A 24,835-nucleotide genomic window follows, 5' to 3' on the forward strand; every position below is an offset into this window, starting at 1 on the left:
AAACTGGAGGTCCCGATGGCGGACGCCTACGACCCGTTCGATCCCGGCTTCCAGGCCGACCCCTATCCCGTGTACCGCCGGCTGCGTGACGACGACCCCGTTCACCGCCACGACGACCCGTCGTTCTGGGCGCTGTCGCGGTTCGAGGACATCTGGCAGGCGACCCGGGACGCGGGGACGTTCTCCTCCGCGCAGGGACTGACCTTCTACCCGGACGAGATCGGCACGCTCGGCCTCGCCCCCACGATCGTCATGCTGGACCCTCCGCGCCACACCGTCCTGCGGCGGCTGGTCAGCCACGGCTTCACCCCCCGCCGGATCGCGGCCATGGAGGATCTGATCAGGGAGTTCGTCCGGGGACGCATCGCGCTCATGGAGCGGAAGGCGGCGGACGGCGAGACGCCCGACCTTCACCGCGACTTCTCCTCACCCCTGCCGACGTTCGCGCTGGCGAATCTGCTGGGCGTCCCGGAGGCGGACAGGTCCCGGTTCGACCCGTGGGTGGCGGCCCTGACGACCCTCCAGGACGACGGGTTCGACCTGGCGTCCCTCGACGCCGGCGGCGCGGCTGAGGCGGTGGCCGAGATGTTCGCGTACTTCGCCGACGTGATCGCGGCCCGCCGGGCGGACCCGTCCGGCGACCTGATCAGCGCGCTGACGGCGGCCGAGGTGGAGGGAGAGCGCCTCACCGACTGGGACATCCTCGGCTTCTGCTTCGTCATGGTGGCGGGCGGCAATGACACGACCGGCAACCTGATCTCGCACGGCGTGATGCTCCTGGACGGCGACCACGCCCAGCGCGAGCGGCTGGCCGCCGACCGGGACCTCATCCCCAACGCCCTGATGGAGTTCCTCCGCCTAGAGGGTTCGGTCCAGGCGCTGGGCAGGACGACGACGCGCCCCGTGCGCCTCCACGACACGGAGATCCCGGAAGGGGAGAAGGTGATGCTGCTCTACGGTTCGGCGAACCGGGACGAGCGCGAGTTCGGGCCGTCCGCCGCCGAACTCGACATCACCCGGGACATCCCGCGGCATCTGGGTTTCGCGAGCGGTGTCCATTTCTGCATCGGATCGCACCTCGCGAAGCTCCAGGCCCGCGTGGCGTTCGAGGAGCTCTACGCCGCCCACCCGAACATCGGCGTGGATCTGGAGAACGCCGAGCGGATCCGATCGCCCTTCACCCGTGGCTGGGAACGGCTCCCGGCCACGGGCATCGGGGCCTAACCCATGTGCGGGTACCGGTAGTCCGTGGGCGGGACGAGCGTCTCCTTGATCGACCGGGGAGACGTCCACCGCAGCAGGTTCAGCGCCGAACCGGCCTTGTCGTTCGTTCCGGACGCCCGGCCCCCGCCGAACGGCTGCTGCCCGACGACGGCACCGGTCGGCTTGTCGTTGACGTAGAAGTTCCCGGCGGCGAAGCGCAGCGCCTCCATCGTCCGGGCGACGGCGGCCCGGTCGGTGGCGATGACGGCACCGGTCAGCGCGTACGGCGACACCGATTCCATCTGGGCCAGCATCTCCTCGTACCGCTCGTCCTCGTAGACGTGGACGCCGATGACGGGCCCGAAGTACTCCGTCCGGAAGATCTCGTTCGTCGGGTCGTCGCTCACGAGCACCGTCGGCCGGACGAAGTAGCCGACCGAGTCGTCGCATGTCCCGCCCGCGACGATCGTGACGGCGGGGTCGGCGGCGGCCCGGTCGATCGCCGCCTTGTTCTTGGCGAACGCCCGCGCGTCGATGACCGCGCCCATGAAGTTGGACAGGTCGGTGACGTCCCCCATCGTGAGCCCCTCGACCTCCGCGACGAGCGCGTCGCGGAGCCCGCCGTCCCAGAGGGAGCGGGGAACGTAGGCGCGTGAGGCGGCCGAGCACTTCTGCCCCTGGTACTCGAACGCGCCGCGCACGATCGCGGTCTTGAGGACGGCGGGGTCGGCGGACGGATGGGCGACGATGAAGTCCTTGCCGCCCGTCTCCCCCACGAGCCGCGGGTAGCTCCGGAAGTTCTCGATGCCGGCCCCGACGGTCTTCCACAGGTGCTGGAAGGTGGCGGTGGACCCGGTGAAGTGCACGCCCGCGAGTTCCGGATGCGCCAGCGCGACCTCGGACACGGCGATGCCGTCACCCGTGACGAGGTTGACGACCCCGTCCGGCAGCCCGGCCTCCTCCAGCAGGCGCATGAGCAGCACGGCGGAGTACGTCTGCGTGGGCGACGGCTTCCACACGACGACGTTCCCCATGAGCGCCGGCGCGGTGGGCAGGTTCCCGGCGATCGCGGTGAAGTTGAACGGGGTGATCGCGTAGACGAACCCCTCCAGCGGCCGGTGGTCGGTCCGGTTCCACACCCCGGGCGAGCTGATCGGCTGCTCGGCGAGGATCTGCCGCGCGAAGTGCACGTTGAACCGCCAGAAGTCGACCAGCTCGCACGGGCTGTCGATCTCCGCCTGCTGGACGGTCTTGGACTGCCCCAGCATCGTCGCGGCGAGGATCCGCTCCCGCCACGGTCCGGCCAGCAGGTCGGCGGCCCGCAGGAAGATCGCGGCCCGGTCGTCGAACGACAGCGCCCGCCATGCCGGCGCCGCCGCGAGGGCGGCGCCGATCGCGTCGCGGGCGTCGTCCTGCGTGGCGTTCCCGAACGTCCCCAGCACGGAGGCGTGCCGGTGCGGCTGCACGACGGCGACCTTGGCGCCGCCGCCGAGCCGCCGGACGCCGCCGATCGTCATGGGCAGATCGACCGGGCCCTCGGCGGTGAGCGCGTCGATCGCGGCCGCCAGCCGGGCCCGCTCGGGACTCCCGGGCGCGTATCCGAGCACGGGCTCGTTGACCGGCGCGGGCACGGAAGTGACGGCGTCCATGGACAAGACCTCCAAGAGAGGAAGGAGAGAAGGGCCGGTCAGCGGGAGACGAACGACCGGAGGAAGAAGGCGAGGTTGGCGGGCCGCTCGGCGAGCCGCCGCATGAAGTACCCGTACCAGTCGGCGCCGTAGGGGACGTACACGCGCATCCGCTGCCCGGCGTCCGCGAGGCGCCGCTGCTCGTCCGCCCTGATCCCGTAGAGCATCTGGAACTCGTAGGTGTCGGCGGGGCGCTCGGTCACCGAGGCGAGGGCCAGCGCGATCTCGATGATCCGCGGGTCATGGCTGCCGATCATGGGGTGCCCGTCGCCCTCCATGAGCAGCCGCAGGTCCCGGACGTAGGCGCGGTCGATCGACGCCCTGTCCTGGTAGGCGACGGAGGCGGGCTCCGCGTAGGCGCCCTTGACGAGCCGGACCCGGGAACCCTCGTGCGCGAGGTCGCGCAGGTCGCCGGCGGTGCGGCGGAGCATGGACTGGACGGCGACCCCCACCCACGGGAAGTCGCCCCGCAGCTTCCCGAGGGTCTCCAGCGTCGAGTCGACGGTGGTGTGGTCCTCCATGTCGAGGGTCACGGTCATCCCGGCCTCGGAGGCGGCGGCGCAGATGTCCTGGGCGTGGCCGAGAGCGAGACCGGCGTCCAGCGCCTGCCCCAGGGCGGACAGCTTCAGGGAGGCGTCGCCCCCGGCGGCGAGCCCGGCGGACCCGAGGAGCTCGAACAACGCGAGGTAGGCGTCCCGTGCGGCGGCGGCCTGACCGGCCTCGACCGTGTCCTCCCCCAGGTGGTCGAGGGTGACGGACAGCCCGGCGTCCGTGAGCTCCCGGACGGCCCCCAGCACGTCGTCCAGCCCCTCGCCGGCGATGAAGCGGTCGACGACCCCCCGCGTCAGGGGGACTCCGGTGACGAGCCCGCGCATCCGCGGACTGCGCGCGGCCGCGAGGATGAGGGGACCGAACAAGGCGCCTCCAGCCAAGGACGAGGGCAGACGAATCGCCCGGAACACCTTCGACGGTAGGTCAGCGCAGGCCGATCACATACAGTCAGATGTCACTTCGAGGACCGCGAATGGTCATACATATGGAGTACCGATGGCGCGCGATCTCCAAGAGCTGGTGGACGTGGCGGCCGACCTCCTGGGCGCTCCCGCGACTCTGGAGGACCGCGATCTCCACCTGGTCGCGTACGCGGCCCATGGCGACACGATCGACCCGATCCGGATGGAGTCGATCCTGCACCGCCGCGCGACGGAGGCCGTCCGCACCCGTTTCGAGAGGCACGGCATAGCCCGCGCGACGGGCCCGGTGCGCATCCCGGCGGATCCGTCGCTGGGCCAGCTGGGCCGCCTCTGCCTCCCGGCCCGCTGGAACAACGTGACGTACGGCTACCTCTGGCTCTTGGACGACCAGGAGCGGATCACCCCCGCGAAGGCGCGGGAGGCGATGCCGCTCTGCGAGCAAGCGGGCCTCCTCATGGCGCGCCGGGCGAGGGAGCGCGACGATTTCGGGTGGAAGGTGGCCGACCTCCTGTCGACGCACCCCGGGACGAGGGCCCAGGCGGCGGACGACCTGGCGGAGGCTGGCGCCCTGGACGCCCCCGTTTCGGTGGCGGTCCTGAAAACGGAGAGCCCGGAGCCCCTCAATCCCTGGCTGCTCCCCCATTCCGTCCTGACGACGGTCTGGCAGCGTGACCACGTCCTGCTGATTCCGCAGGCCGGCAATCCGCGAACGACGATAGAGAGGGCCCGCCGCCTCCTGGAGGAGAGGAACGCCACGGTTCGGGCGGGCTTCTGCACGCCGTGCCCGACCCTGGCCGACGTCCACGAGGGCTGGCTGCGAGCCAGGGTCGCCGCCAGAGCGGCGGCCCCGGGCGAGACGAGGGACTGGACGACCCTGGGCGCCCTGCGCCTCCTGCGGGCGGCGGACGACGGTTCCCTGATCCAGACGATCCAGACAGAGGGCACGTCCGAGCTCCTGAAGAACAAGGACCTGGCGGAGACCGCCAGGACGTTCCTGGACAACGCCGGAAGCGTCCAGCGAACGGCGAAGGACCTGAACATCCACCGCCAGACGCTCTACCACCGCCTGGCGCGGATAGAGAAACTGGCGGGCCTGTCCACGTCCAGTGGTCAAGACCGCCTCACCCTCCACCTGGCCCTGACCCTGGCCCCCCACCTGACCCAAGAAGAGGAAGAGGCACCCACCTGAGAAAGCCGCACGGGCGGGAGGGCGGCCTCACCAAGCCGCAGAGAAAAGGGGGGCAAGGGGCGAAGCCCCAAAAGGGGGCGTGGGGGCGGAGCCCCCACAGCCGGGGGGCTCCGGGGGGGTCGCCCCCCGGGGAAAAGCGAAGAGGTCCGCACGGAAGGCGCAAAGCGCCGACCATGCGGACCCGACCTCGTAGCGGGGGCAGGATTTGAACCTGCGACCTCTGGGTTATGAGCCCAGCGAGCTACCGAACTGCTCCACCCCGCGGCGTTGGCTCAACTGTAGGGCATGCGGGGGGTGGGGCCAAATCGGCTACTTGGTGCAGGTGGGGAGGTCGTTCTTGCCGGCGATGAGGTCGTTGAGGGCTTGGACGGTGTCGTGGAGGGTTTGGGCCCGGATGAGGCGGAGGCCGTCGGGGCGGGCGGCGACGGCGTCGGCGCAGTTGTCGGCGGGGGTGAGGAAGACGGTGGCGCCGGCGCGGCGGGCGGCGAGCATCTTCTGCTGGATGCCGCCGATGGGGCCGATCTGGCCTTGGGGGGTGATGGTGCCGGTGCCGGCGATGAACTTGCCGCCGGTGAGGGGGCCGGGGGTGAGTTTGTCGATGATGGCGAGGGAGAACATGAGGCCGGCGCTGGGGCCGCCGACGTCGCCGACGCTGATGTCGATGGTGAAGGGGAATTTGTACTGTTCGGCGAGGACGACGCCGATGACGGCGCGGTTCTCGGGGCCGGCGGCGGCGGTGAGGGTGTGCTGCTGGGCGGTGGAGCCGCGCCGGGTGCTGAGGGTGACCTTGTCGCCGGGTTTGCGCCGGGTCATCGCGCCGGTGATCTGGGCGACGGTGGTGACCTTGGCGCCGTCGAGGGCGGTGATCTCGTCGCCGGGCTTGAGGCGTCCGTCGGCGGGCCGGCCCTTCTGGACGGAGTCGACGAGGACCTGGGTGGTGTAGGGGATGCCGAGTTCGTGGAGGGCGGCGGCTTCGGCGTTCTGCTGGGAGGCGCGCATCTGGCGGGTGTTCTCTTCGTCGACCTGTTCGGGCGACTCGTCCTCGGGGAAGATCGTTTCTTCGGGGACGATCGCGACGTCGGGGTCGAGCCAGCCGCGCAGGGCGGTGAAGAGGTCGATGCGGCCGCCGGGTCCGCCGCGGTAGGTGACGGTGGTGAAGTTGAGGTGGCCGGTGGCGGGGTGGACGGTCCGCCCCTCGATCTTGACGAGGGGGACGCCCTTGCCGGTGGTGCCGAGGGTGTCGGTCGTCGGGCCGGGCATCAGCGCCACGTAGGGGACGGGCATGAGGGACCCGATGGTGGCGAGCAGGAGGACGAGCACGCTCGCGACGGCGAGCGTGGCGGCACGACGTGACATGGCGGAAACTCTATGCGCAGCGGGGGGTTCAGCAGGCCCCGACCCACTCGTCGCCGCCGTCGGCGAAGGTCTGGTGCTTCCAGATGGGGACCTGCGCCTTGAGGTCGTCGATGAGGCGGCGGCAGGCGGCGAAGGCTTCGGCGCGGTGGGGGCAGGACGCCGCGACGACGACGGCGTGGTCGCCGATGTCGAGGTCGCCGACGCGGTGGACGGCCGCGATGGCGCGGACGGGGAAGTCCGCGACGATCTTCTCCATGAGGGCGCGGAGTTCCCGTTCGGCGCTGGGGTGGGCGCTGTAGGAGAGGGCGGTCACGGCCCGGTCGTGGTCGGTGTCGCGGACGGTCCCGATGAAGACGGCGGTGCCGCCGGCGCCGGGGTCGCCGACCGCGCCGAGGACCTCGTCGACGGAGAGCGGGGTGTCGCGGACGGCGGCCAGCCGGATGACGTCCGGCCGGCCGGCAGCGGTGTCGTCGTTCACATAGGGCAGGCTACTCGCCGGGTTCGTCCGGTTCGAATGTGGCGTGCAGGGCGTCGGCGAGTGCGGGGACGAGTTCGGGGCCGGTGACGACCTCGTCGTCGGCGTCGTGGCGGCGGAGCCGGAGGGCGGAGTGGCGGGTGCCGTCCCGCAGGACCGCGACGATCATGCGGACGTCCTCGCGGCCCGGGTGGTTCGCCGCGTAGGCGGCGGCTTCGGCCTCGTCGTCGGGGATGTCGTCCTCGGCTTCGGGTGGGAGGACGACGCGTTCGATGACGAGTGCGCAGCCTTCGACGGGTTCGGGCCAGGCGATGGTGGCGAGGGCGTCCTCGACGGTGGCCTGCTCGGGCAGCGCGGGCTGCTCGAGGGCGGCGAGGGTCTCGGTGCCGGGGTCGAGGCCGAGCTGGTCGGCCAGTTCGGGCTCGGCGCGGCGGAGTTCACCGCTGCTCACCAGCGCGTACATGCAGGGCGCCGCGTCCCAGCCCCGTTCGGCCCAGTGCCGTTCGAGGTCGAGGACGACTTCTTCGAGGAGGCTCACGCGCCCATCCTTCCCTGTTCGTGCATGTGGAAATGCCGGAACCCCTCGCGTTCTCGGTAAGTTGCATACACAGCACCGGCTGCCCGCCGGTGGGCGCATCACGATCGGAGGGGGCCTTGGCCTTCCGGACTCCCGGCCTCGGCCGTCGGCTCGGCGCGGGGCGGACGCGGCTCGTCCTGCCGGCACTGGTGGTGTCGGCGGTGCTGCTGGTCGCCTTCATGCTGTTCGCCGCGATGTACACGAACCTGCTCTGGTACCGGTCCGTCGGCTTCTCGTCGGTCTACACGACGCAGCTGTGGGCGAAGGCGGCGCTGTTCTTCGGCGCGGGCCTTTTCATGGTGCTGGTGGTCGGCGCGAACGTGGTGGTGGCGTACCGGCTGAAGCCGGCGTACCGGCCGCTGTCGATGGAGCAGCAGGGGCTGGAGCGGTACCGGTCGGTGATCGATCCGCGCCGCCGGCGGATCGCGGGGGGGCTGCTGGGGCTGCTGGGCGTCCTGACCGGGTCGACGGTGGCGGGGCAGTGGCCGGTGTGGCTGGCGTTCCTGAACCGGACGCCGTTCGGCGTGGAGGACCCGCAGTTCCACAAGGACGTGTCGTTCTACGTCTTCACGTACCCGTTCCTGCGGCTGGTGCTGGGCATCGTGTTCGCGACGGTGGTCCTCTCGATCGTGGCCGCGGTGATGGTGCACTACCTGTACGGGGGACTGCGGCTGCAGGGTCCCGGCGACAAGGCGAGCCCGTCGGCGCGGGCGCACCTGTCGGTGCTGGTGGGCGTGTTCATCCTGCTGAAGGCCTTCGCGTACTGGTTCGACCGGTACGGCCTCGTGCATTCGGAGCGGGGCGCGACGACGGGCGCGTCGTACACGGACGTGAACGCGCTGCTTCCGGCGAAGACGATCCTCGCCGTCATCGCGGTCATCTGCGCGGGGCTGTTCTTCAGCAACCTGCTGCGGCGCGGGATGATGCTGCCGGGCGTGGGCTTCACGCTGCTGGTGCTGTCGGCGATCCTGGTCGGCGGCGTGTACCCGCTGCTGATCCAGCAGTTCCAGGTGAAGCCGGACGAGCTGGCCAAGGAGCGCCGCTACATCGAGCGGAACATCAAGGCGACGCGGGACGCCTACGGCGTGGCGGGCGCGCAGGTCGTCCAGTACGGGTCGCAGCAGGTGACGGACAAGAAGCAGCTGCAGACGGAGGCGGCGAACCTGCAGGGCGTCCGGCTCCTCGACCCGAACGTGGTGGGCGAGACGTTCCAGCAGCTCCAGCGGATCCGTCCGTTCTACCGCTTCCCCGACACCCTGGACGTCGACCGGTACAAGGTCGACGGGAGCCTCGTGGACACGATCGTCGCGCTGCGGGAGCTGTCGGGCGCCCCGGCAGGGCAGCGCAGCTGGGTGAAGGACCGGATGGTCTACACGCACGGCTACGGGTTCGTGTCGGCGTTCGGTGACCGGTTCGGAAGCGGCGGCGTCCCGGAGTTCATCACCAAGGACATGCCGGCGGCGCCGGGCCAGAAGATCCGGGTGGACCGCCCGGAGATCTACTTCGGGGAGCGGTCGCCGCTGTACTCGGTGGTCGGCGGCAAGGGCCAGCAGGAGCTGAACTACCCGGACAACAGCGCGTCCGGCCAGCAGAGCAACACCTACGCGGGCAAGGGCGGCGTCCCGGTCGACTCGTTCTTCCACAAGCTGCTGTTCGCGGCGAGGTTCCAGGAGAAGAACCTGCTGCTGTCCGGCGCCATCAAGCAGGACGCGAAGATCCTCTACAACCGGCGGCCGCGCGAGATGGTGCAGCGCGTGGCGCCGTGGCTGACGCTGGACGGCGACCCGTACCCGGCGGTCGTGGGCGGCCGGATCACGTGGATCATCGACGGCTACACGACGTCCGGCGGCTACCCGTACTCGGAGCGGATGAGCCTAGGCGACGCGACCCGCGACACGGTGACCGACACCCGGTCGGCGGTGGCGCGGCAGGCGAACGACCACATCAACTACCTGCGCAACTCGGTGAAGGCGACGGTGGACGCCTACGACGGCACCGTGAACCTCTACCAGTGGGACGAGAACGACCCGATCACGAAGACGTGGATGAAGGTCTTCAAGGGGACGGTCAAGCCGAAGTCGGCGATCCCGGCGGATCTGGAGTCCCATTTCCGGTACCCGCAGGACCAGTTCAAGGTGCAGCGGCAGATCCTGTCGAAGTACCACGTGACGGACCCGTCGGCGTTCTACAACGGTGAGGGTTTCTGGGAGGTCCCGGAGGACCCGGCCGCGCAGGGCAAGCGGCAGCCGCCGTACTACCAGAGCCTCCGGATGCCCGGCCAGGGCGAGGAGTCGTTCGCGCTGACGACGGTGTTCAACCCGCGCAACAACCCGCAGCTCGCGGCGTTCATGGCGGTGGGCTCCACGCCGGGCGGCGACTACGGGAAGATCCAGGTCCTGCAGATGCCGCGGAACGCGCAGCCGCAGGGGCCGGGCCAGGTCCAGAACTCCTTCGAGACGGACGCGAAGGTGAAGGGCGACCTGAACGCGCTCCGGCTCGGCGGGACGAAGACCGTACCGGGCAACCTGCTGACGATCCCGTTCGCCGGGGGCCTGCTGTACATCGAGCCGATGTACACGAAGGCGGCGGGCGGCGCCGAGCAGCAGCCGTATCCGCTGCTCGGGAAGGTGCTCGTCCGGTTCGGCGACCACATCGCGGCGGCCGACACCCTGGACGAGGCGCTGAAGCAGATCCTCGGGGCGGCGGGCGGCGCACCGCAGCCGCCCGAGCGGAATCCGCGGCAGCCGGGCACCGCGGGGCCGCTCAGTCCCGCGGCGGTGCAGGCCATCAACGATCTGCGGCAGGCCGTCGCCGACTACGAGAAGGCGCGCAGCGAGGGCGACTATCCGAAGATGGGCGAGGCCTGGAAGCGGATCAAGGACGCCCAGAACGCGTTGATCCAGGCCCAGCAGGCGCCGGCGGCGTCCCCCAGCCCATCCCCCTCGGGTTCGCCGTCGCCCACGGGCTCACCATCACCGACCCCGGGCTCCTGACGGAGGGTTCGCCGGCAATGGCGGGCTCCTGACGGCGGCGGGTACCGGCGGCGGGTTCTTGACGCCGGCGATTCCCGACGGCGGCGGACTTCTGACGGCGGCGGGTTCGCGGTGGCGGCGGTGCTAGCGGCGGCGCTTGCGGGCGCGGCGGATCGCGGCGGCGGCGCCGATCGCGGCGACGGTCGCGCCCGCGGCGGTGGCCATGGTGGCCTCCTTGCCGCCGACGCGGCGGCCGACGACGGCGTGGCGTCCGGCGGTCTCCTCCACCAGGGCGACGAGCGCGGCGGCGTTGTCGTACGCCGGTCTCCAGCCCGCGGCGCGGAGGCGGGCGCAGTCGACGACCCACGGGTACGCGACGTAGTGCAGGTCGGTGGCGGGGGCGGGCGTCACGCCGAGGCGGTGCAGGCGCTGCGCCATCCCGAAGGTGAGGGCGGCGGGCAGCTCGAAGCCGCGCTTGCCGGTAATCTCGCCGACCTCGGCGGGGTCGAGCCAGCCGTCGCAGCCGACGGCGAAAGCGCCGTGCAGGTCGCGGACGACGACCGTTTCCAGCGCGGACGCGAGGTCGTCGAGGTGGCAGAACTGCCAGCCGGTCGTGCCGTCCTTCACGGTGAGCAGCCGGGGCGCCTCGAAGTGGCGGGTGACGATGGTGTCGACGCCGGGGCCGACGAGGGCGGCGGGCCGTACGACGGTGACGTCGAGACCGGGATGGGTGATCGGCGCGGCGGCGGCGAGGTCCTCGATCTCCAGGTAGTCCCCCGCGATGCTGGCGTTGGCCTCGGCGCGGAGCGGGGCGTCCTCGGGGAGGGGCAGGTCGTTGCCGGGTTCCGCCCCGTACACCATCGCGCTGGTGACGAGGACGACCCGGCGGACGCGGGCGGCGGCCGCGGCGGTCACGACGGTCTGCGCGCCGCGGACGTTGTGGGTGCGGCGCTCACGGGAGTCGGCGTCCGGGGACGTGTCGAGGTCGAGGTGCACGATCACGTCGACGTCGGAGAGCCGGTTCGACAGCAGCGGGTCGCGGATGTCGACGACCCGCCAGGTGACGCCGGGCACGTCGCCGCGCTGCGCGTCGATCGCGACGACCTTGCGGACGTCCTCGTGGCCGGCGAGCCGGGCGGCCAGCAGCCGTCCGGCTCCGGACGCCGCGCCCGTGACACCGACGGCCGGGCCTTTGCTACGCCGTGGGCGAACCTTGCCGGTTGCCACCGGGGTGCCCCCTTCCTCGTGTACGCGACTTCGCCTGGACCGGCTAACGTTGCGGATATGAGCCCATCATGCATCCCAGGGGCGAACCGATGAGCAATCCTCCCTTCGGCTTCAACCGCCAGGGCGACGGCGACGACGACCGGCCCCAGGATCCGTTCTCGGCCATGGGCGGCGACATGGCGCAGTTCGCCGACATGCTGCACCGCTTCGCCGACATGATCGGCGGGGCGGGGGCGGGCGGCCAGGGCGGCCCCCTGAACTGGGATCTCGCCAAGAACATAGCCCGGCACACCGTGGTGGAGCAGGGCGACCCCTCGATCGTGGACGCGGAGCGCCGCCAGGTGGAGGAGGCGCTGCGCCTCGCCGACCTGTGGCTGGACGGGGGCACCACGCTGCCCGCCGGGATCCGGACGCCGAAGGCGTGGAGCCGGTCCGAGTGGATCGAGCAGACGCTGCCGGTGTGGGCGAAGGTGTGCGATCCGATCGCGTCCCGCATGGTCGAGTCGATGGGCGGCGCGCTCGGCGGCGGTGAGATCCCCGCGGATGTGCAGGCGATGGCCGGGCCGCTGATCGGCATGGTCAAGCAGATGGCGGGCGCGATGGTCGGCGGCCAGGCCGGGCAGGCGCTCGGCGCGCTCGCCCGCGAGGTGACGGGCTCCACCGATGTGGGCCTGCCGCTCGCACCGGACGGGGTGGCGGCGCTGCTGCCCGCCGGGGTGGCCGCGTTCGGTTCGGGCCTGGAGCTGTCCGAGGACGAGGTGCGGCTGTACCTGGCGCTGCGGGAGGCCGCGCATCAGCGGCTGTTCGCGCACGTCCCGTGGCTGCGGGCGCATCTGCTGGGCGCGGTGGAGGAGTACGCGCGCGGCATCACCGTCGATCTCTCCGGGATCGAGCAGGCGGTGCAGGGCCTCGACCTGAGCAACCCGCAGGCGCTCCAGGACGCGCTGGGCGGCGAACTGTCGCTCCAGCCGGAGGAGACGCCCCGCCAGAAGGCGGCGCTGGCCCGCCTGGAGACGACGCTCGCGCTGGTCGAGGGCTGGGTCGACACGGTCGTGAACGAGGTCGCGGAGGGCCGGCTGCCCGGCGCGGTGAAGCTGGCCGAGGCGGTGCGGCGGCGCCGCGCCACCGGCGGTCCGGCGGAGCGGACGTTCGCGACGCTGGTGGGGCTGGAGCTGCGGCCCCGCCGCCTCCGCGAGGCGGCGGCGCTGTGGCGTCTGCTCACGGAGGTCCGGGGAACCGAGGGCCGCGACGCGGTCTGGGAGCACCCCGACCTGCTGCCGACGGCCGGCGACCTGGACGACCCGGGCGGCTTCGTCCACGGCCGCGGCGAGACCGGCGGCCTGTCCGACCTGGATCTGACGGAGCTGACGAAGGAGCCCGAGAAGGAGCCGGAGAAGGATCCCGGGAAGGATCCGGACACGAAGCCGGACGGCGACGAGGGGCCGGGCGCGTGAGCCGCGCGCGAGCGTCGCGGGTGAGCGGCTGCCGGTACGAGCCGGACTCGTCCACGAACGTCATCCGGCGCCGGGTGGCGCGCGCGAGCCTGTGCTGGCAGCGCCCGAGCGATCAGGAGCGGCGGCGGCGCCGTCCGGCGAACTCCCGCTACCCCCGCATCGGGCGCGCGTGAGCGATCGGCTGAGGTCGGACGCGGAGCGCGTCCTGGCGTCCTGGCAGGCCCCCGACGACGCCCAGGACCGGACGCGCGTGGCGTTCCTCCGCCATCTGGCGGAGCGTCCCGCCGACGGCATGTGGCGGGAGTGCGCCGCGGGGCATCTCACGGCGAGCACCGCCGTGCTGGACGCGTCCGGTGGCCGGGTCCTGCTGACGCTGCACTCGAAGATCAAGGCGTGGCTGCAGCTCGGCGGCCACTGCGAACCGGGCGACGAGACCCTCGCCGCCGCCGCTCTCCGGGAGGCGACGGAGGAGTCCGGCATCCGCGGCCTCCGCCTCCTCCCGGGTCCGGTGCAGCTCGACCGCCACGCGGTCCGCTGCCACCCGGAGGGCAGCTGGCACCTGGACGTCCAGTACGCGGCGGTGGCCCCGGCCGGCGCCCGCCACGCGATCAGCGAGGAGTCGGACGACCTGGCCTGGTTCCCGGTGGACGCGCTGCCCGCCGAGACCGACGACGTCGTCCGCAACCTGGTGACCCGGGCCGTGAAGGCCGTCCGCTCCACGAGCTGAGCGCGGGCCGCCCGCCGGCGCCGATCGGTGGCCTGGGCGGTGTCAGTGGGTGAGGGGGTGGCCTTCGAGCAGGGCCCTGGTGTTCTCCCAGCCTTCGAGGCCGAGGTCGAGGCGGGCCAGGTCATGCGGGCCGCGGAGGCGGTGCCAGCCGGGGCCCTGCGGGATCAGGCCGGGTCGGGGTGCGGCGGCGCGGAGGCGGGCCAGGGCGTCCGGGGTGTCGAGATCGACGGTCCGCAGCGCGCCGGCGAGCCAGTCCGGCAGGGGAAGGTGCGCCGCCAGGGCCACCAGGCCGCCGCCCTCGGCGGCGCACGCGGCCGCGGCGGCGGAGCCCAGGGCGCGGAACAGCTTGCCGATCAGGAGCGGCGGGAGATCGGGGGCGTCGCCCGCCAGGAGGGCGGCCTCGGTGGCGCCTTCGGCGTGGAGGGCGGCGAAGGCGGCGGCCGCGCCGGACGCGCGGACGATCGGAGTGCCCGGCCAGGTGAGGGCCTCGGCGTCCGGCTGGTGCGGGGGGTCGAGGACGAGCGCGGCGGTCACCAGGTCGAGGCCGGCGGCGACCTCGTAGGTGTCCTCCAGGGCGGCGAGGCGGAGCGCGTCCGGGTCGATTCCCGGCGGGGCGGGCGCGTTCGGGCGGGGGGACGACAGGACGGCGGCGAAGCGGGTGGCGGGCAGCGTCACCCGGCGACCTCGTGGGGCAGGTCGTCGCCGTGGCGGAGGCCGGCGTCGGCGGTGTCGGGGGCGTCCGCGTCGAGCGGCAGGTGGGCCGCGGCGGCGACGCCCTCCAGGTAGCCGCGGGCGCGGTCGGCCTTCGGGTAGTTGCCGACGAGCTCCCAGAAGTCGGCGCCGTGCCCCGGGATGAGCAGGTGCGCCAGCTCGTGGACGAGGACGTAGTCGACGACCCAGGGGGGCATGCCGCGCAGCCGGGTGGACAGCCGGATCGTGCCGTCGTCGGGGGTGCAGGAGCCCCAGCGGGTCCGCTGGTTCGCGACCCAGCGGACGCTGGCCGGGTCGGCGCGGCCGTCCAGGTAGCGGCGCGACAGCTCGCGGGCCCGTACCTCCAGGTCGGCGTCGCTGGGGCGGCGCCGCCGCTCCCGCTCCTCCAGCCGTTCGAGGATCGTGGCGATCCACTGCTCCTCTTCGGCCTTGCTGAGCCTGGACGGGACCATCACCACCACCTTGTCCCCGTCGCGGTACGCGGACACCGTCCGCCTGCGTCGGGTGCTGCGGCGAACCTCAACGTTAGGGGGCACGCCTGCACGTTACCCAAAAATTTGCGCGCGCCAAAGGGGGTGTTGACCATCGATGCAGGTCAGCCGTGTTCTTTTGGGCGAATAACCGCATCCGTTGCGGTTTTCGCACAACATCCTTTCCGCTCCGTCAACCGTCCCTTTACCGGGAGTGCTCAGGCGCCCGTGAAGCGGGGGGCGCGGCGCTCGCGCTGCGCGGTGAGGCCCTCCATCATGTCGGCGGACGCCATCGTGACGGGCTGGGCGAGGGACTCCCAGCGCAGGGCCGTCTCCATGTCGGGGTGGCCGCCTCCGGACAGCGCGACCTTGGTGAGCCGGGTCGCGACGGGCGCCTTCGCGGCGACGGCCGCCGCGGCGGCGAGGGCATCCTCCAGCACCTTCTCGCGCGGGACGGCGTGGTTGACCAGTCCGTGCGCGGCGGCCTCGGCGCCGGTGAGGACGCGTCCGGTCAGCAGCATCTCGCGGGCCAGCGGCAGCCCGGCGACCTCGGGCAGCAGCCAGGTGGCGGCCATCCCGGGGTGCAGCCCGAGCGCGGTGAAGGGGACGGTCAGCTTGGCGTCCTCGGCGGCCCAGCGCAGGTCGCAGGCGAGCGCGAGGCAGAGGCCGGCGCCGACGGCGTGCCCGTTGACGGCCGCGATCGTCGGCACCTCCAGTGCGCGGACGCCGAGCCACGTGCGGTAGAAGGCGAGCATGCGGTCGCGCAGCGCGGGGACCGCGACGGCGTTCTTCTCCGCCAGCCACGAGAGGTCGCCGCCGGACGTGAACGCCGAGCCCGCGCCGGTGACGACGACGCAGCGCAGCTCGGGGTCGGCCCGCAGGCCCGCCATGGCCGACTTCCAGAGCGCCGTCATCTCGTCCGTCATCGCGTTGCGGCGGTCGGGCTCGTTGAGCGTGAGGACGGCGATCCCGTCCGGGCGGCGGTCGACCAGCAGTGCTTCGGGCATGGCGGCACCGTACCGGCTCGGGTCCGGAACCGGCCGCACGGGGCGGCGGACGGCGTGAGAAAGCGCACACTTACCATAACGCCGCAGGTCGTGCGACCCGGATGTATCCGGCTCCGGTAATGCAATCAGGTTGTTGTGGCGCGAACGACAGTGGATCACCGAGAATGGGCGGGTGAGCGATCTTCCCCGCCGCGCGGTGACGCGGTCCGCAAAGCTGGCGTCCCTCCCGATCGGCTTCGCCGGACGCACCGCGCTCGGGCTCGGCAAGCGCACCATCGGCCGGCCGGCCGAGGCCGTCGCCATGGAGATCCAGACCCGTACCGCCGAGCAGCTGTTCAAGGTGCTCGGCGAGCTCAAGGGCGGGGCGATGAAGCTCGGCCAGATGCTGTCGATCTTCGAGGCGGCGCTGCCGCCGGAGATCGCCGGCCCGTACCGGGCGACGCTCACCAAACTGCAGGAGGCGGCGCCGCCGCTGCCCGCGTCCGCCGTCCACAAGGTGCTGGCGGAGGCGCTCGGCGCGGACTGGCGCGACGGTTTCGACTCCTTCGACGACAAGCCCGCCGCGGCGGCGTCCATCGGCCAGGTGCACCGGGCGGTGTGGAACGACGGCCGCACGGTCGCGGTGAAGGTGCAGTACCCGGGCGCCGGCAAGGCGCTGATCAGCGACTTCAACCAGCTGGCGCGGCTCGGCCGGCTGTTCGGCATCCTCATGCCGGGGCTGGACGTGAAGTCCATGCTCGCCGAGCTGAAGGAGCGCGTGGTCGAGGAGCTCGACTACACGATCGAGGCCGACTCGCAGACGAAGATCCGCGAGGCCTATCTCGACGACCCCGACTTCTACATCCCGGAAGTGATCGCGCAGGCCGGGAACGTCCTGGTCACCGAGTGGATCGACGGCACCCCGCTCTCGAAGATCATCAGTGACGGGGACGAGGACACCCGCAACCACGCCGCGCTGCTGTACTGCCGGTTCCTGCTGTCCGGCCCGAAGCGGTCCGGGATGCTGCACGGCGACCCGCACCCCGGCAACTTCCGCCTGCTGGCGGACGGCCGGCTCGGGGTCCTCGACTTCGGCGCCGTCGACCGCATCCCCGGCGGATTCCAGAAGCGGCTCGGCCTGCTGCTGCGGATCGGCACGATGGCGGACATCGACGAGATCGAGCAGGCCCTCCGCGACGAGGACTTCATCCGCGACGGCGTGGAGATCGATCTCGATTCGCTGCAGGGCTTCCTCGCCCCGATCACCGAGCCGTTCGAGACCGAGACGTTCAAGTTCAACCGGGAGTGGCTGCGCGACATGGCGGCGCGCGTCACCGACCTGCGGCCGACCAACATCGTCCGGCAGCTCAACCTGCCGCCCGAGTACGTGATCATCCACCGGGTGCTGTCCGCCGGGACGGGCGTGCTCTGCCAGCTGGAATGCGAGATCCCCGCCCGCGCCGAGTCCCGGAAGTGGATCCCGGGGTTCGCGGACGACGAGGAGGGCGAGCTCGTCACCGGCTGACCCGGAAAGCAGGTCGTCCGAAACAGCGGGCCGCCCGAAACAGCGGGCCGCTCGAACAGCGAAGAGCGGTGCCCGCGCACTGATGGGGTGCGCGGGCACCGCTTTCTCGTTCGCGCGCCGGCGAGTGGGCCGCCGTGCGCGCTCCAGGACCGCCGGGAGGCGTCGGCCTTCGACCGGCGGTCGATGTCGGTGATCGAGTGACCGGTTCCGGCCACGCATCGCCGAGCCGCGGCGCGCCGCGCTCATCGCCCCCGGGACGAGCGCGGCACGGCGCCTCAGCGGAGCGGGGCCGCGGGGGCCAGCAGGACGCGGGTCACGCGCGACGCGCGGGTCCGCGCGTCGCGCCGGGCGCGCCGCAGGGCCCGGACGCGGACGGCCAGGTCGGCCGGCGCGGGCTCGGGTATTCGCTCCCGGTACGGGTCCTGGCTCGGCAAGATCAGGGTCGGCAGGTTCGTGTACATCGTGGTTCCTCCGGTGGCCCGGGGGCGCGATCCCGCTGCGGGGATCGCGCCCCCGGAGTTGCTGTGGTCGATCGTCGGCATGGTGCTGCTCACACCGTCACGTCGTCCGGAAGCGGGTGCTTGCGCGGACGGCCGCGCGGCCGCTTGCGCGCGACGGTCACGCCGCGGACGAACAGCTCACCGCCCCAGACGCCCCAGGGCTCCTGGCGCTCGAGCGCCCCGGCGAGGCACTCCTTGCGCAGCGGGCACTCCAGGCAGAGCGCCTTGGCGAGCTCGACGTCGGCGGGCGCCTCGGCGAAGAAGAGCTCCGGGTCGGTCCGGCACGGGAGAGTGAGGTCCTCCTCGCTCATCGCGAGAGCCCCCAGCATCACGGTCACCCTTTTTCCTCTCGTTGGATCTCAACGTGCGTGTCGGTGGGTCGTCCGGGCAAAGAAGAAGGCCGCGGATCCGGTATCGGATTCCGCGGCCTGGGGGCTGAGCCGGTACTGGTTAGACCGGTCGCCTCCAGGGGTGCGGACCCGACACGCCACCCATGAGGGTGGCGCCCATGCGGGCCGTGGCCGGAGCCTGGGCGAAGACGTCTCCGATGTGGTGATCGGACACACTCCACTCGTGCTCGTCCTGGATTCGCTGCTCGAGGCGCAGCTCACGCGGTGCGCGCGGCCGCAGGCCGGAGCCGTCGAACTCCGACGGGAATCCGCCGGGGGTCGATTCGCCGAATCCGTCGTGCGTCAGGGGCGCGCAGGGCTTCAGGCCCAGCGGCGCCTCGACGAGCGCGACGGAATACGCCGGGGAGCCCGGGCATGCCGCGATCCAGGACGGCGCTGATTTGAGCATCGTGTTGATCACCGGACCGCACACCACCTCTCTGGCTCCTCGGGCCGCCCCCGATGGATCAAGATCCACCGAACCGGCCGGTTTTTCGACTCTCTGAGCGTACGGGGACCGCGGGGAATCAAGCAAGATATTTTTGACCTGCGGTTTCGTGCTCCGGTTCACCCTCGTCCCGCCGAACCCGAGGGTGCCGGAGAGCGTCCCGGGGATCACTCGCCCCACGCGAAACGATCATCTCATGCGTCGGCGACGCGGATGAGCCCTTCCTGCATGACGGACACGACGAGTTCGCCGGACTGGGTGTAGACCTGGCCTCGGGCGAGGCCGCGGGCGCCGCCGGCGAATGGGGTGTCCTGGTAGTAGAGGAGCCAGTCGTCGGCGCGGAAGGGGCGGTGGAACCACATCGCGTGGTGGACACAACGCCGCCTGACCTGCAACGACGCCTCACAACCGCAGATCCGCACGCTATGGGCACAAACCCCATGAGCCAACGTCCCCGCTGGCTCAACTACGAACCGATCGAGCAGACCCCGCCGACGCGCCGGCCCACTGTCCAGGCCCCTGGCCTGGACGCCCATCAGCCTAGGCAACTGCCTCGTCGAGAGACGACCTGAGGGGCGGTGAGCCTGGCCCGGTCATACCCAGGCGGCGTCCCGCGAGGGGCAGACATCTGCCCCGCGATGCTGCACCCTGGAGAACCGGACGTCCCGCCGCGTGGAAGGGGAGTGCGCTGGAGGGAGAGATTCACGGGCGGCTGAGCTACCGCCTCGTCCTCGCCGTGGACATCGAGAGGTTCAGCAGCCGCAGCGCGCGGGGCCAGTTGCGGACGCAGCAGATGCTGAGGCGGGTTCTCGACTCCGCCGCCGGCGTCGTGGGGCTGGAACGGGACCAGTGGCACAAGGAGTTAACCGGTGACGGGGAGATTGACGTCCTCCCCCCAGGAGTCGATGTCACGCGGGTCGTCGGCGACTTCGTTCGCGCTCTCACGACCGCGCTGGGAGAGGTGAACGAGGATCACCTCCGCGAGGACAGGATCCGCCTGCGGCTGGCGGTGCATTACGGGGCCGTGGCGCACGGTGCCTTGGGTTTCGCCGGGCAGACCGTGATAGTCGCGTTCCGGCTCCTGGACTCCGAGCCCCTGCGGCGTGTGCTGCACGAGCAGCCGGATCTGAATCTGGCGTGCCTCTTGTCTGAGTCTCTCTATCGGGACGCGGTGGCGACCGGACTATCCGGCCTACCCCCCTCGGCGTTCGAGCCGGTGAGGCTTCAGGTGAAGGGACACTCTCTGGGCGGCTACATCCTTCGGGACCCGGGCGGGCCGTACCGCCCCGTGGACCTTACTCACCCCGCCCCACGAGAGCCGGACCCGGACGACGCCGGGTGGACGGCTCCCGCGCGGCGGCGGGATTGATGGTGGACGCGCACGCGGCGGCCCGCCGCTCAGTGGTTCTGAATCCACCAGATGATCAGCGCGACGAGGCCGCCGCCGCAGGCTGCGGCGGCACCCCGCACGAAGGCGAACGCGGCCATGCCGGCCAGCCTCCGGGCGAGACGCCGGCGGGAGTTGCCGTTGGTGAGCACGATGTCCTCCTTGAGCTCGCGGCCTCCGTTTTCGGAGGTGCACGCGCAGCCTCCGTGGCGGCAATCCGGCGGAACCAGGGAAAACGGCTCCGGGCATCAGGCGGCGAGGAAGGCGCAGGTAACGCGAGTGCCCGCAATACCCGCTGCGGGCACTGCGGCTAGCGGGCAGGGATGGGAGGGCGCGTGGCCGACGAGCGGAAGGGGCTGTCGGTCTTCCAGCGGGCCCTGGGCGCTCTGGAGAGAAGCGCGGTCACCGCTCGACGGTCTCGTGGGCTGCACGCGTCGCGGCGGGAGGCCGCACGTCAGGCGAGCGAATTGGGGACGAGGCTCGACGCGCGCCGCATCGGCGACTGGCTGAATCCCGGGGACGGCCGGGCGCCCCACGACCCGGACCAAGTCTGGGCCCTCGTCCAAGTCTGGCGGGCCTGGGAGGGGAAGAAGCCGGAACCCAGGGAGCGCGAGGATTGGAATGCGCTAGTAGAGGCTGCGCAGCCCCGCCGTCCGGCCGCTCGTCCGTCCCGGCACGTCGGCCCCGGACGTCCGATCCGCGAGTGGACGCCGCGAGAGCTGAACGTCACCCCCGCCATCGAGGGGATCGGTTCGCCGCTGCCGTTCCTGCCCGCCTACGTGCGCCGAGCGCATGACGCAGTCCTTGAGCGGCTCGTCGCCACCGTCGAGGACGACGCGGTGATGGCGGTTCTGGTGGGGGATGCTTCGACCGGCAAGACCCGGGCACTGTGGGAGGTGCTGGGGGCTCTGCCGGACGGCTGGCGCCTCTGGTTCCCAGCCGGCCCGGACCGTCCGGAGAGCGTGCTGAAGGGCCTGCCCGACGTCGAGCCGCGCACGGTGGTGTGGCTGGATGATCTCCAGCGCCATCTGCTGACCCCGGGAAAGAAGGATGGCGAGCGTGTGGCCGCCGGGCTGAGCGCGCTGCTCGGCGACCGGCGGCGCGGGCCGGTCCTTGTCTTGGGGACGATCTGGCCCGGCGACTGGGCCACACTGTTCGGTTATGCCTCGCCTTACGAGGATCCGTACCTGGAGGCGCGGGCGCTGCTGTCGCAGCGGGACGTCCCGGTGCCGGCCATGTTCCCGCGTCCCGACCTCGACCGGGCGAGGGCGGCGGCCGCAGGTGATCCCAGGCTGGCGGAGGCCGTCAAGCACGCCGAGGACGGTCACCTCACGCAGTACCTCGCAGGCGGTCCCGCCCTGAGGGCGGTGTACCTGCACTCACCCGACCCCGCCGCCCGCGCGCTCATGGATGCGGCGATCGACGCGCGGCGCCTCGGCCACGGCCCGATGCTTCCGAAGGCGCTGCTCAGCGAGGCGGTGCACGGCTATCTGACGCGCCCCCAGTGGGACAGACTGACCAAGGACTGGCAGGAGCGGGCGTTCCGCTACGTCACCGACGACGGGCCGTGCCGGGGCGCGCGCGCACCGCTGACCCTGGTACGGGTTCTGCCCGACGAGGACGGGGAGTGGGACTCCTGCGTCCGACTCGCCGACTACCTGGAGCAATTCGGCCGAAATCAGCGCCGCACGGAGCCCGTGCCAAAGGCGCTGTGGGACGGTTTGATGCGTTACGCGCAGGGCTCGGATCTGGTCAAGTTGGGCCGGCAGGCGCAGGAACGTGGCTTGTACCGGTACGCGCTCTGGTTCTATGCCGAAGCGTTCGAGGCTGATCCTCGGGCGACCGACGCGATGCTGTGGTCAGGCGACCTGCACGCGATCGCCAGCCGCTTAGACAACGCGCTGCATTGTTACCGGCGCGCGGCCGAGAACGGCGACGAGTACGGATGGGTTAAGGGCGTCCGGTTGCTGTTGGAGGCGGGCCGGAGCGACGAGGCGGTGCGGTGGTCCTACGAGGCGGTCTGGGCGGAAGCGCTGGATGCGGCGGCACAGGTCGCGGACCTTCTCGGCGACGCCGGTCACGAACTCACAGCCATGGAGATCCTGCGCCGCGCGGCGGACGCGGGGTCAGCCGAGGCGGCCGCATGGATCGGGGAGATACTCAACGATAGTGAGCCCGAACCGGACGCGATCGGCTATCTGCGGATCGCCGCCGAAGGCGGCTACGAGTTCGCACTGCGGATCGTGGCTGAACGGCTGGTCCAGGACGAGGGCATGGACGCCGCCGTCGCTTGGCTCCGCAGGACGCCGAACGGCGCGGCCGCTATCGCAGAACTGCGCCACGCCGAGGGAAATCTCACCGGAGCGATCAGTGCCGTGCTTCCGCTGTGTGAGGACGATCCGACGCTAGTGCGGCTCGCGGGCCCGTGGCTCGTCGCGGCGGACAGGACGGACGAGGCGATCGCCCTGTACCAGCGGGTCGTCGCGCTCGGCGGTGCAGAGACTCCGCGCGAGGCGACCGTCCGTGAGTCGGCGGTGCGGAATGCGGCAGAGCTGCTGCACGGCACGGCCCGCACGCGCGAGGCGTTCGACTGGCTCTTCTCGCTAGCCGAACATGGTGATCCCGTGGCCCTCGACCAGGCGGAACGGCTCGCCCTGCGCACACAGTCGGAGGACGTGCTGATCGCATGGTTGCGCCCGCGCGCCGAGGCTGGCGACTCCGCCGCCGTCCTAAGCCTCGCGGGCGTCCTGCACGGCATCGGGCGCACGGACGAGGCGATCGAGGTGTGCGCCGGGCACGATTCGGCGGCCGTCCTCCAGCACCGCGGCGACCTGCTCGTCCACCGGGGCGAAAAGTCGGCAGGGATAGCCTGCTACCGGGAGGCGGCGGAGTTGGGCGACGCGCAGGCGATCGGCCTGGCCGCCACCCTGGAACGGGACGAGGGCCGCATCGAAGAGGCGGTGCTCTGGACGCAGGCACGTGTCGCGGCGGGCGCTGGGGAAGTCGCCCTGCGCTGGACGATCGATCTCCTCCTGGGCGAAGACCGGACGGACGAGGCGATCGACTGGCTCAGGATCCGCGTCCTCGAAGGCGACGTCGACGCCCTCGGTTGGCTAGCGAACCTTCTACGCGACGAGGGCCACACGCAGGAGGCCCTCGCCTACTACCTTCAGCTCGCCGAATCAGGGCGGGCCGCCCCCGAAACCGACGCCCCGGACGCAGGCGCCCTCGCGCAGGCCGCACGGATGCTGCGCGGCGCCGGACGCGACGGCGAGGCCGAACGGCTCGTCCGGTACGGCGTCGAGCCGGGCGGGCGCATCGCGGGCGCCCAGTGACAGGTCAGCTAGGCGCCACTGCCTTGCCGTGGCGGCGAGCCGACTGCGTAGCACGGCTACGTGAGAAGCAGAGAAGCCCCGCACTGTTGCGTGGGCGCTTCGCGTCACCACCTCTACCTCGTCCACGATCAACTTAGGCCAGTGGGGCCAGTGGGGCCAGTGGGGCCACGCTTCCAGCCTCCGACCGGTCTGGCCCGGCAGCACCCATCCTGCCTTTGACCAGGCAAGTGTCGCCCGTACCCCCGTTTGACCGGGTCGACGTCCACTCGGCAAGATGTCCCAGATCATCCTATTTGCTCTGTTTGGGGCGTTAATGAAGTTCTGGGGCTTGCTGGGTCTGGCCGGCACGATGTTCACGGCGGCTGTGGCGGGGTGCGGCGCACCCGAGCAGCAGCCGGTCAAGCTGCCGCCTGCTGCGACGCCGGCGGCGTCCCCCACCGTGACGCCTGAAGATCAGGTCAAGGCCGCCTACCTGGCGCTTCTACGCAGAGCGGTAGACGCACGAGCGCTGCCCGACGATCAGCTCCAGTCGTTCTGGCACGGATATCTGACTGCGGACTACCTCAAGCAGGAAGTCCGAAGCACCGTTCTCCGGAACGCGCGAGGAGAGAAGATCTCCGGCTCGTACATCCCGCGGATCAAGAAGATCACGGTGACGGGCGCGTCGGCAATCGTCCGGGACTGCCAGGACGCGAGGCAGGTGACCATCACCAATGCCCAGGGCAAGACCCTGAAGCTCGGAGACCGGGACGTTCAAGTGACCTTCGTCCGCTCGAACGGTGTCTGGCTCGCCAGCTCCTTCAAGCGGCTGGATGCCAAGTGCTAGCAGCCACGCGACTCTTTGGCCTGGCGACCACCGGCCTCCTGCTCGGATCTCTGCTCCCGAGTCCCGCCGCAGCCGCCGGCCCGAAGGACCCATGCGCAAGTGTGGACGCCTGCTGGGAGGAGGAAGCGCCGGGCAGCCCCTCCACTCCCGGCGATGATGACGGTGGGGTTGATGACTGTGGATTGCTTTATTGCCCGAACCCCAGCACTGGTCAGCCCGACTGCGATACCGGTGACCCCACGCCGGACGAGTGCGCCGACTGGCTGCCTGTCACCACGCCAGCCCAGGAGGCCGCCAAGGCGCTGGCAGCATTGACAGGGTGTGTCAAGTTAACGGCTGATCTTGGTTGTTGAGGTGTTCAGTTGGCGGTCGGGGTGAGTCGGCCTTCGAACTCGATCTGGAAGGCGTTGAGAGGC

At 71.5% G+C, this 24,835-nt stretch carries 23 protein-coding genes, 1 tRNA gene and 1 pseudogene; 10 read left to right on the top strand and 15 right to left on the bottom strand.

All coding sequences use genetic code 11. The features are described 5' to 3' along the window. The first annotated feature begins 15 nt into the window (after positions 1-15). Positions 16-1,224, top strand: coding sequence for a cytochrome P450 (locus IE99_RS0106395; RefSeq protein WP_030165046.1), 1,209 nt, complete (start codon positions 16-18; stop codon positions 1,222-1,224). Here IE99_RS0106395 and pruA read toward each other — a convergent pair. After that, positions 1,221-2,852: an L-glutamate gamma-semialdehyde dehydrogenase gene (pruA, locus tag IE99_RS0106400; protein WP_030165048.1), complete on the bottom strand. Its 1,632-nt coding sequence runs from the start codon at positions 2,850-2,852 to the stop codon at positions 1,221-1,223. The genes IE99_RS0106395 and pruA overlap by 4 nt on opposite strands. Positions 2,853-2,890: 38 nt before the next feature. Then, complete coding sequence (locus IE99_RS0106405; protein ID WP_030165050.1) at positions 2,891-3,808, bottom strand: proline dehydrogenase family protein; 918 nt, start codon at positions 3,806-3,808, stop codon at positions 2,891-2,893. A gap of 130 nt (positions 3,809-3,938) precedes the next feature. Between IE99_RS0106405 and IE99_RS0106410 the strand changes: the two genes are divergently transcribed. Then, positions 3,939-5,054 carry a PucR family transcriptional regulator gene (locus IE99_RS0106410; RefSeq protein ID WP_037558777.1) on the top strand — a complete coding sequence of 372 codons (1,116 nt, stop codon included), beginning with the start codon at positions 3,939-3,941 and terminating at the stop codon, positions 5,052-5,054. Positions 5,055-5,244: 190 nt separating this feature from the next. On the opposite strand, the gene IE99_RS0106415 is transcribed toward IE99_RS0106410, so the two are convergent. The 4 genes from IE99_RS0106415 to IE99_RS0106430 form a co-directional block, all read right to left on the bottom strand. Further along, positions 5,245-5,318 (bottom strand) — tRNA-Met (locus IE99_RS0106415). Positions 5,319-5,363: 45 nt separating this feature from the next. Next, positions 5,364-6,410, bottom strand: a complete 1,047-nt coding sequence (locus IE99_RS0106420; protein WP_030165056.1) for a YlbL family protein — start codon at positions 6,408-6,410, stop codon at positions 5,364-5,366. Positions 6,411-6,438: 28 nt separating this feature from the next. Then, the gene (locus tag IE99_RS0106425) at positions 6,439-6,888 is read right to left on the bottom strand and encodes a molybdenum cofactor biosynthesis protein MoaE (protein WP_030165059.1); all 450 of its coding nucleotides are present in this window, start codon (positions 6,886-6,888) and stop codon (positions 6,439-6,441) included. A 10-nt stretch (positions 6,889-6,898) separates the two neighbouring features. After that, entirely contained in the window at positions 6,899-7,423 is a 525-nt protein-coding gene (locus IE99_RS0106430; RefSeq protein ID WP_037558778.1) for a PPA1309 family protein, read from the bottom strand. A gap of 116 nt (positions 7,424-7,539) precedes the next feature. Here IE99_RS0106430 and IE99_RS0106435 point away from each other — a divergent pair, with 116 nt between their 5' ends. Beyond that, positions 7,540-10,455, top strand: a complete 2,916-nt coding sequence (locus IE99_RS0106435; protein ID WP_030165065.1) for a UPF0182 family membrane protein — start codon at positions 7,540-7,542, stop codon at positions 10,453-10,455. Positions 10,456-10,578: 123 nt separating this feature from the next. Here the strand turns inward: IE99_RS0106435 and IE99_RS0106440 are convergent, their stop codons facing one another. Then, positions 10,579-11,661, bottom strand: a complete 1,083-nt coding sequence (locus IE99_RS0106440; protein ID WP_030165068.1) for an NAD-dependent epimerase/dehydratase family protein — start codon at positions 11,659-11,661, stop codon at positions 10,579-10,581. 89 nt (positions 11,662-11,750) lie between these two features. Here IE99_RS0106440 and IE99_RS0106445 point away from each other — a divergent pair, with 89 nt between their 5' ends. The 3 genes from IE99_RS0106445 to IE99_RS0106455 are packed head-to-tail and all read left to right on the top strand — an operon-like array spanning position 11,751 to position 13,842. Continuing rightward, entirely contained in the window at positions 11,751-13,115 is a 1,365-nt protein-coding gene (locus IE99_RS0106445; RefSeq protein WP_030165071.1) for a zinc-dependent metalloprotease, read from the top strand. Further along, the gene (locus tag IE99_RS31710) at positions 13,112-13,288 is read left to right on the top strand and encodes a hypothetical protein (protein ID WP_157610075.1); all 177 of its coding nucleotides are present in this window, start codon (positions 13,112-13,114) and stop codon (positions 13,286-13,288) included. The genes IE99_RS0106445 and IE99_RS31710 overlap by 4 nt, the downstream gene beginning before the upstream one ends. Continuing rightward, positions 13,285-13,842, top strand: coding sequence for an NUDIX hydrolase (locus IE99_RS0106455; protein WP_245623084.1), 558 nt, complete (start codon positions 13,285-13,287; stop codon positions 13,840-13,842). The genes IE99_RS31710 and IE99_RS0106455 overlap by 4 nt, the downstream gene beginning before the upstream one ends. Before the next feature lie 42 nt (positions 13,843-13,884). Here IE99_RS0106455 and IE99_RS0106460 read toward each other — a convergent pair whose 3' ends face one another. From IE99_RS0106460 to IE99_RS0106470, 3 genes are all read right to left on the bottom strand, one after another. Continuing rightward, positions 13,885-14,517, bottom strand: a complete 633-nt coding sequence (locus IE99_RS0106460) for a hypothetical protein (protein ID WP_084219317.1) — start codon at positions 14,515-14,517, stop codon at positions 13,885-13,887. Then, the gene (locus IE99_RS0106465; RefSeq protein ID WP_051712103.1) at positions 14,514-15,041 is read right to left on the bottom strand and encodes a M48 metallopeptidase family protein; all 528 of its coding nucleotides are present in this window, start codon (positions 15,039-15,041) and stop codon (positions 14,514-14,516) included. Before IE99_RS0106465 ends, IE99_RS0106460 begins: the two co-directional genes overlap by 4 nt. Before the next feature lie 200 nt (positions 15,042-15,241). Continuing rightward, positions 15,242-16,030, bottom strand: a complete 789-nt coding sequence (locus tag IE99_RS0106470) for an enoyl-CoA hydratase/isomerase family protein (protein ID WP_030165084.1) — start codon at positions 16,028-16,030, stop codon at positions 15,242-15,244. Between the two features lie 172 nt (positions 16,031-16,202). Here IE99_RS0106470 and IE99_RS0106475 point away from each other — a divergent pair, with 172 nt between their 5' ends. Then, on the top strand, positions 16,203-17,534 hold the full coding sequence (locus IE99_RS0106475) for an ABC1 kinase family protein (RefSeq protein ID WP_030165087.1): 1,332 nt from the start codon (positions 16,203-16,205) through the stop codon (positions 17,532-17,534). Between the two features lie 275 nt (positions 17,535-17,809). On the opposite strand, the gene IE99_RS0106485 is transcribed toward IE99_RS0106475, so the two are convergent. The 4 genes and pseudogenes from IE99_RS0106485 to IE99_RS33360 form a co-directional block, all read right to left on the bottom strand. Continuing rightward, positions 17,810-17,995 carry a hypothetical protein gene (locus tag IE99_RS0106485; RefSeq protein WP_030165089.1) on the bottom strand — a complete coding sequence of 62 codons (186 nt, stop codon included), beginning with the start codon at positions 17,993-17,995 and terminating at the stop codon, positions 17,810-17,812. A gap of 89 nt (positions 17,996-18,084) precedes the next feature. Next, positions 18,085-18,363: a WhiB family transcriptional regulator gene (locus IE99_RS0106490; RefSeq protein WP_211258744.1), complete on the bottom strand. Its 279-nt coding sequence runs from the start codon at positions 18,361-18,363 to the stop codon at positions 18,085-18,087. Between the two features lie 121 nt (positions 18,364-18,484). Beyond that, positions 18,485-18,859: a hypothetical protein gene (locus IE99_RS0106495; protein ID WP_030165095.1), complete on the bottom strand. Its 375-nt coding sequence runs from the start codon at positions 18,857-18,859 to the stop codon at positions 18,485-18,487. A 206-nt stretch (positions 18,860-19,065) separates the two neighbouring features. Further along, a pseudogene (locus tag IE99_RS33360) lies at positions 19,066-19,320 on the bottom strand (acyl-CoA thioesterase); the annotation flags it as partial. A 287-nt stretch (positions 19,321-19,607) separates the two neighbouring features. Here IE99_RS33360 and IE99_RS0106505 point away from each other — a divergent pair. Beyond that, positions 19,608-20,240 (top strand): hypothetical protein, encoded by a 633-nt coding sequence (locus IE99_RS0106505; protein ID WP_051712104.1) that lies wholly within the window; start codon positions 19,608-19,610, stop codon positions 20,238-20,240. Positions 20,241-20,269: 29 nt separating this feature from the next. Here the strand turns inward: IE99_RS0106505 and IE99_RS32345 are convergent, their stop codons facing one another. Continuing rightward, entirely contained in the window at positions 20,270-20,410 is a 141-nt protein-coding gene (locus IE99_RS32345) for a hypothetical protein (RefSeq protein ID WP_169744400.1), read from the bottom strand. A 183-nt stretch (positions 20,411-20,593) separates the two neighbouring features. On the opposite strand from IE99_RS32345, the gene IE99_RS31715 reads away from it, so the two are divergent. Together IE99_RS31715 and IE99_RS0106520 are read left to right on the top strand one after the other, a co-directional pair. Continuing rightward, entirely contained in the window at positions 20,594-23,593 is a 3,000-nt protein-coding gene (locus tag IE99_RS31715) for a tetratricopeptide repeat protein (protein WP_030165101.1), read from the top strand. Between the two features lie 274 nt (positions 23,594-23,867). Continuing rightward, positions 23,868-24,419: a hypothetical protein gene (locus IE99_RS0106520; RefSeq protein WP_030165104.1), complete on the top strand. Its 552-nt coding sequence runs from the start codon at positions 23,868-23,870 to the stop codon at positions 24,417-24,419. The last annotated feature ends 416 nt before the right edge of the window (positions 24,420-24,835 follow it).

Origin of the sequence: Spirillospora albida, from assembly GCF_000718255.1 — a bacterium.
Lineage (GTDB): Bacteria > Actinomycetota > Actinomycetes > Streptosporangiales > Streptosporangiaceae > Spirillospora > Spirillospora albida.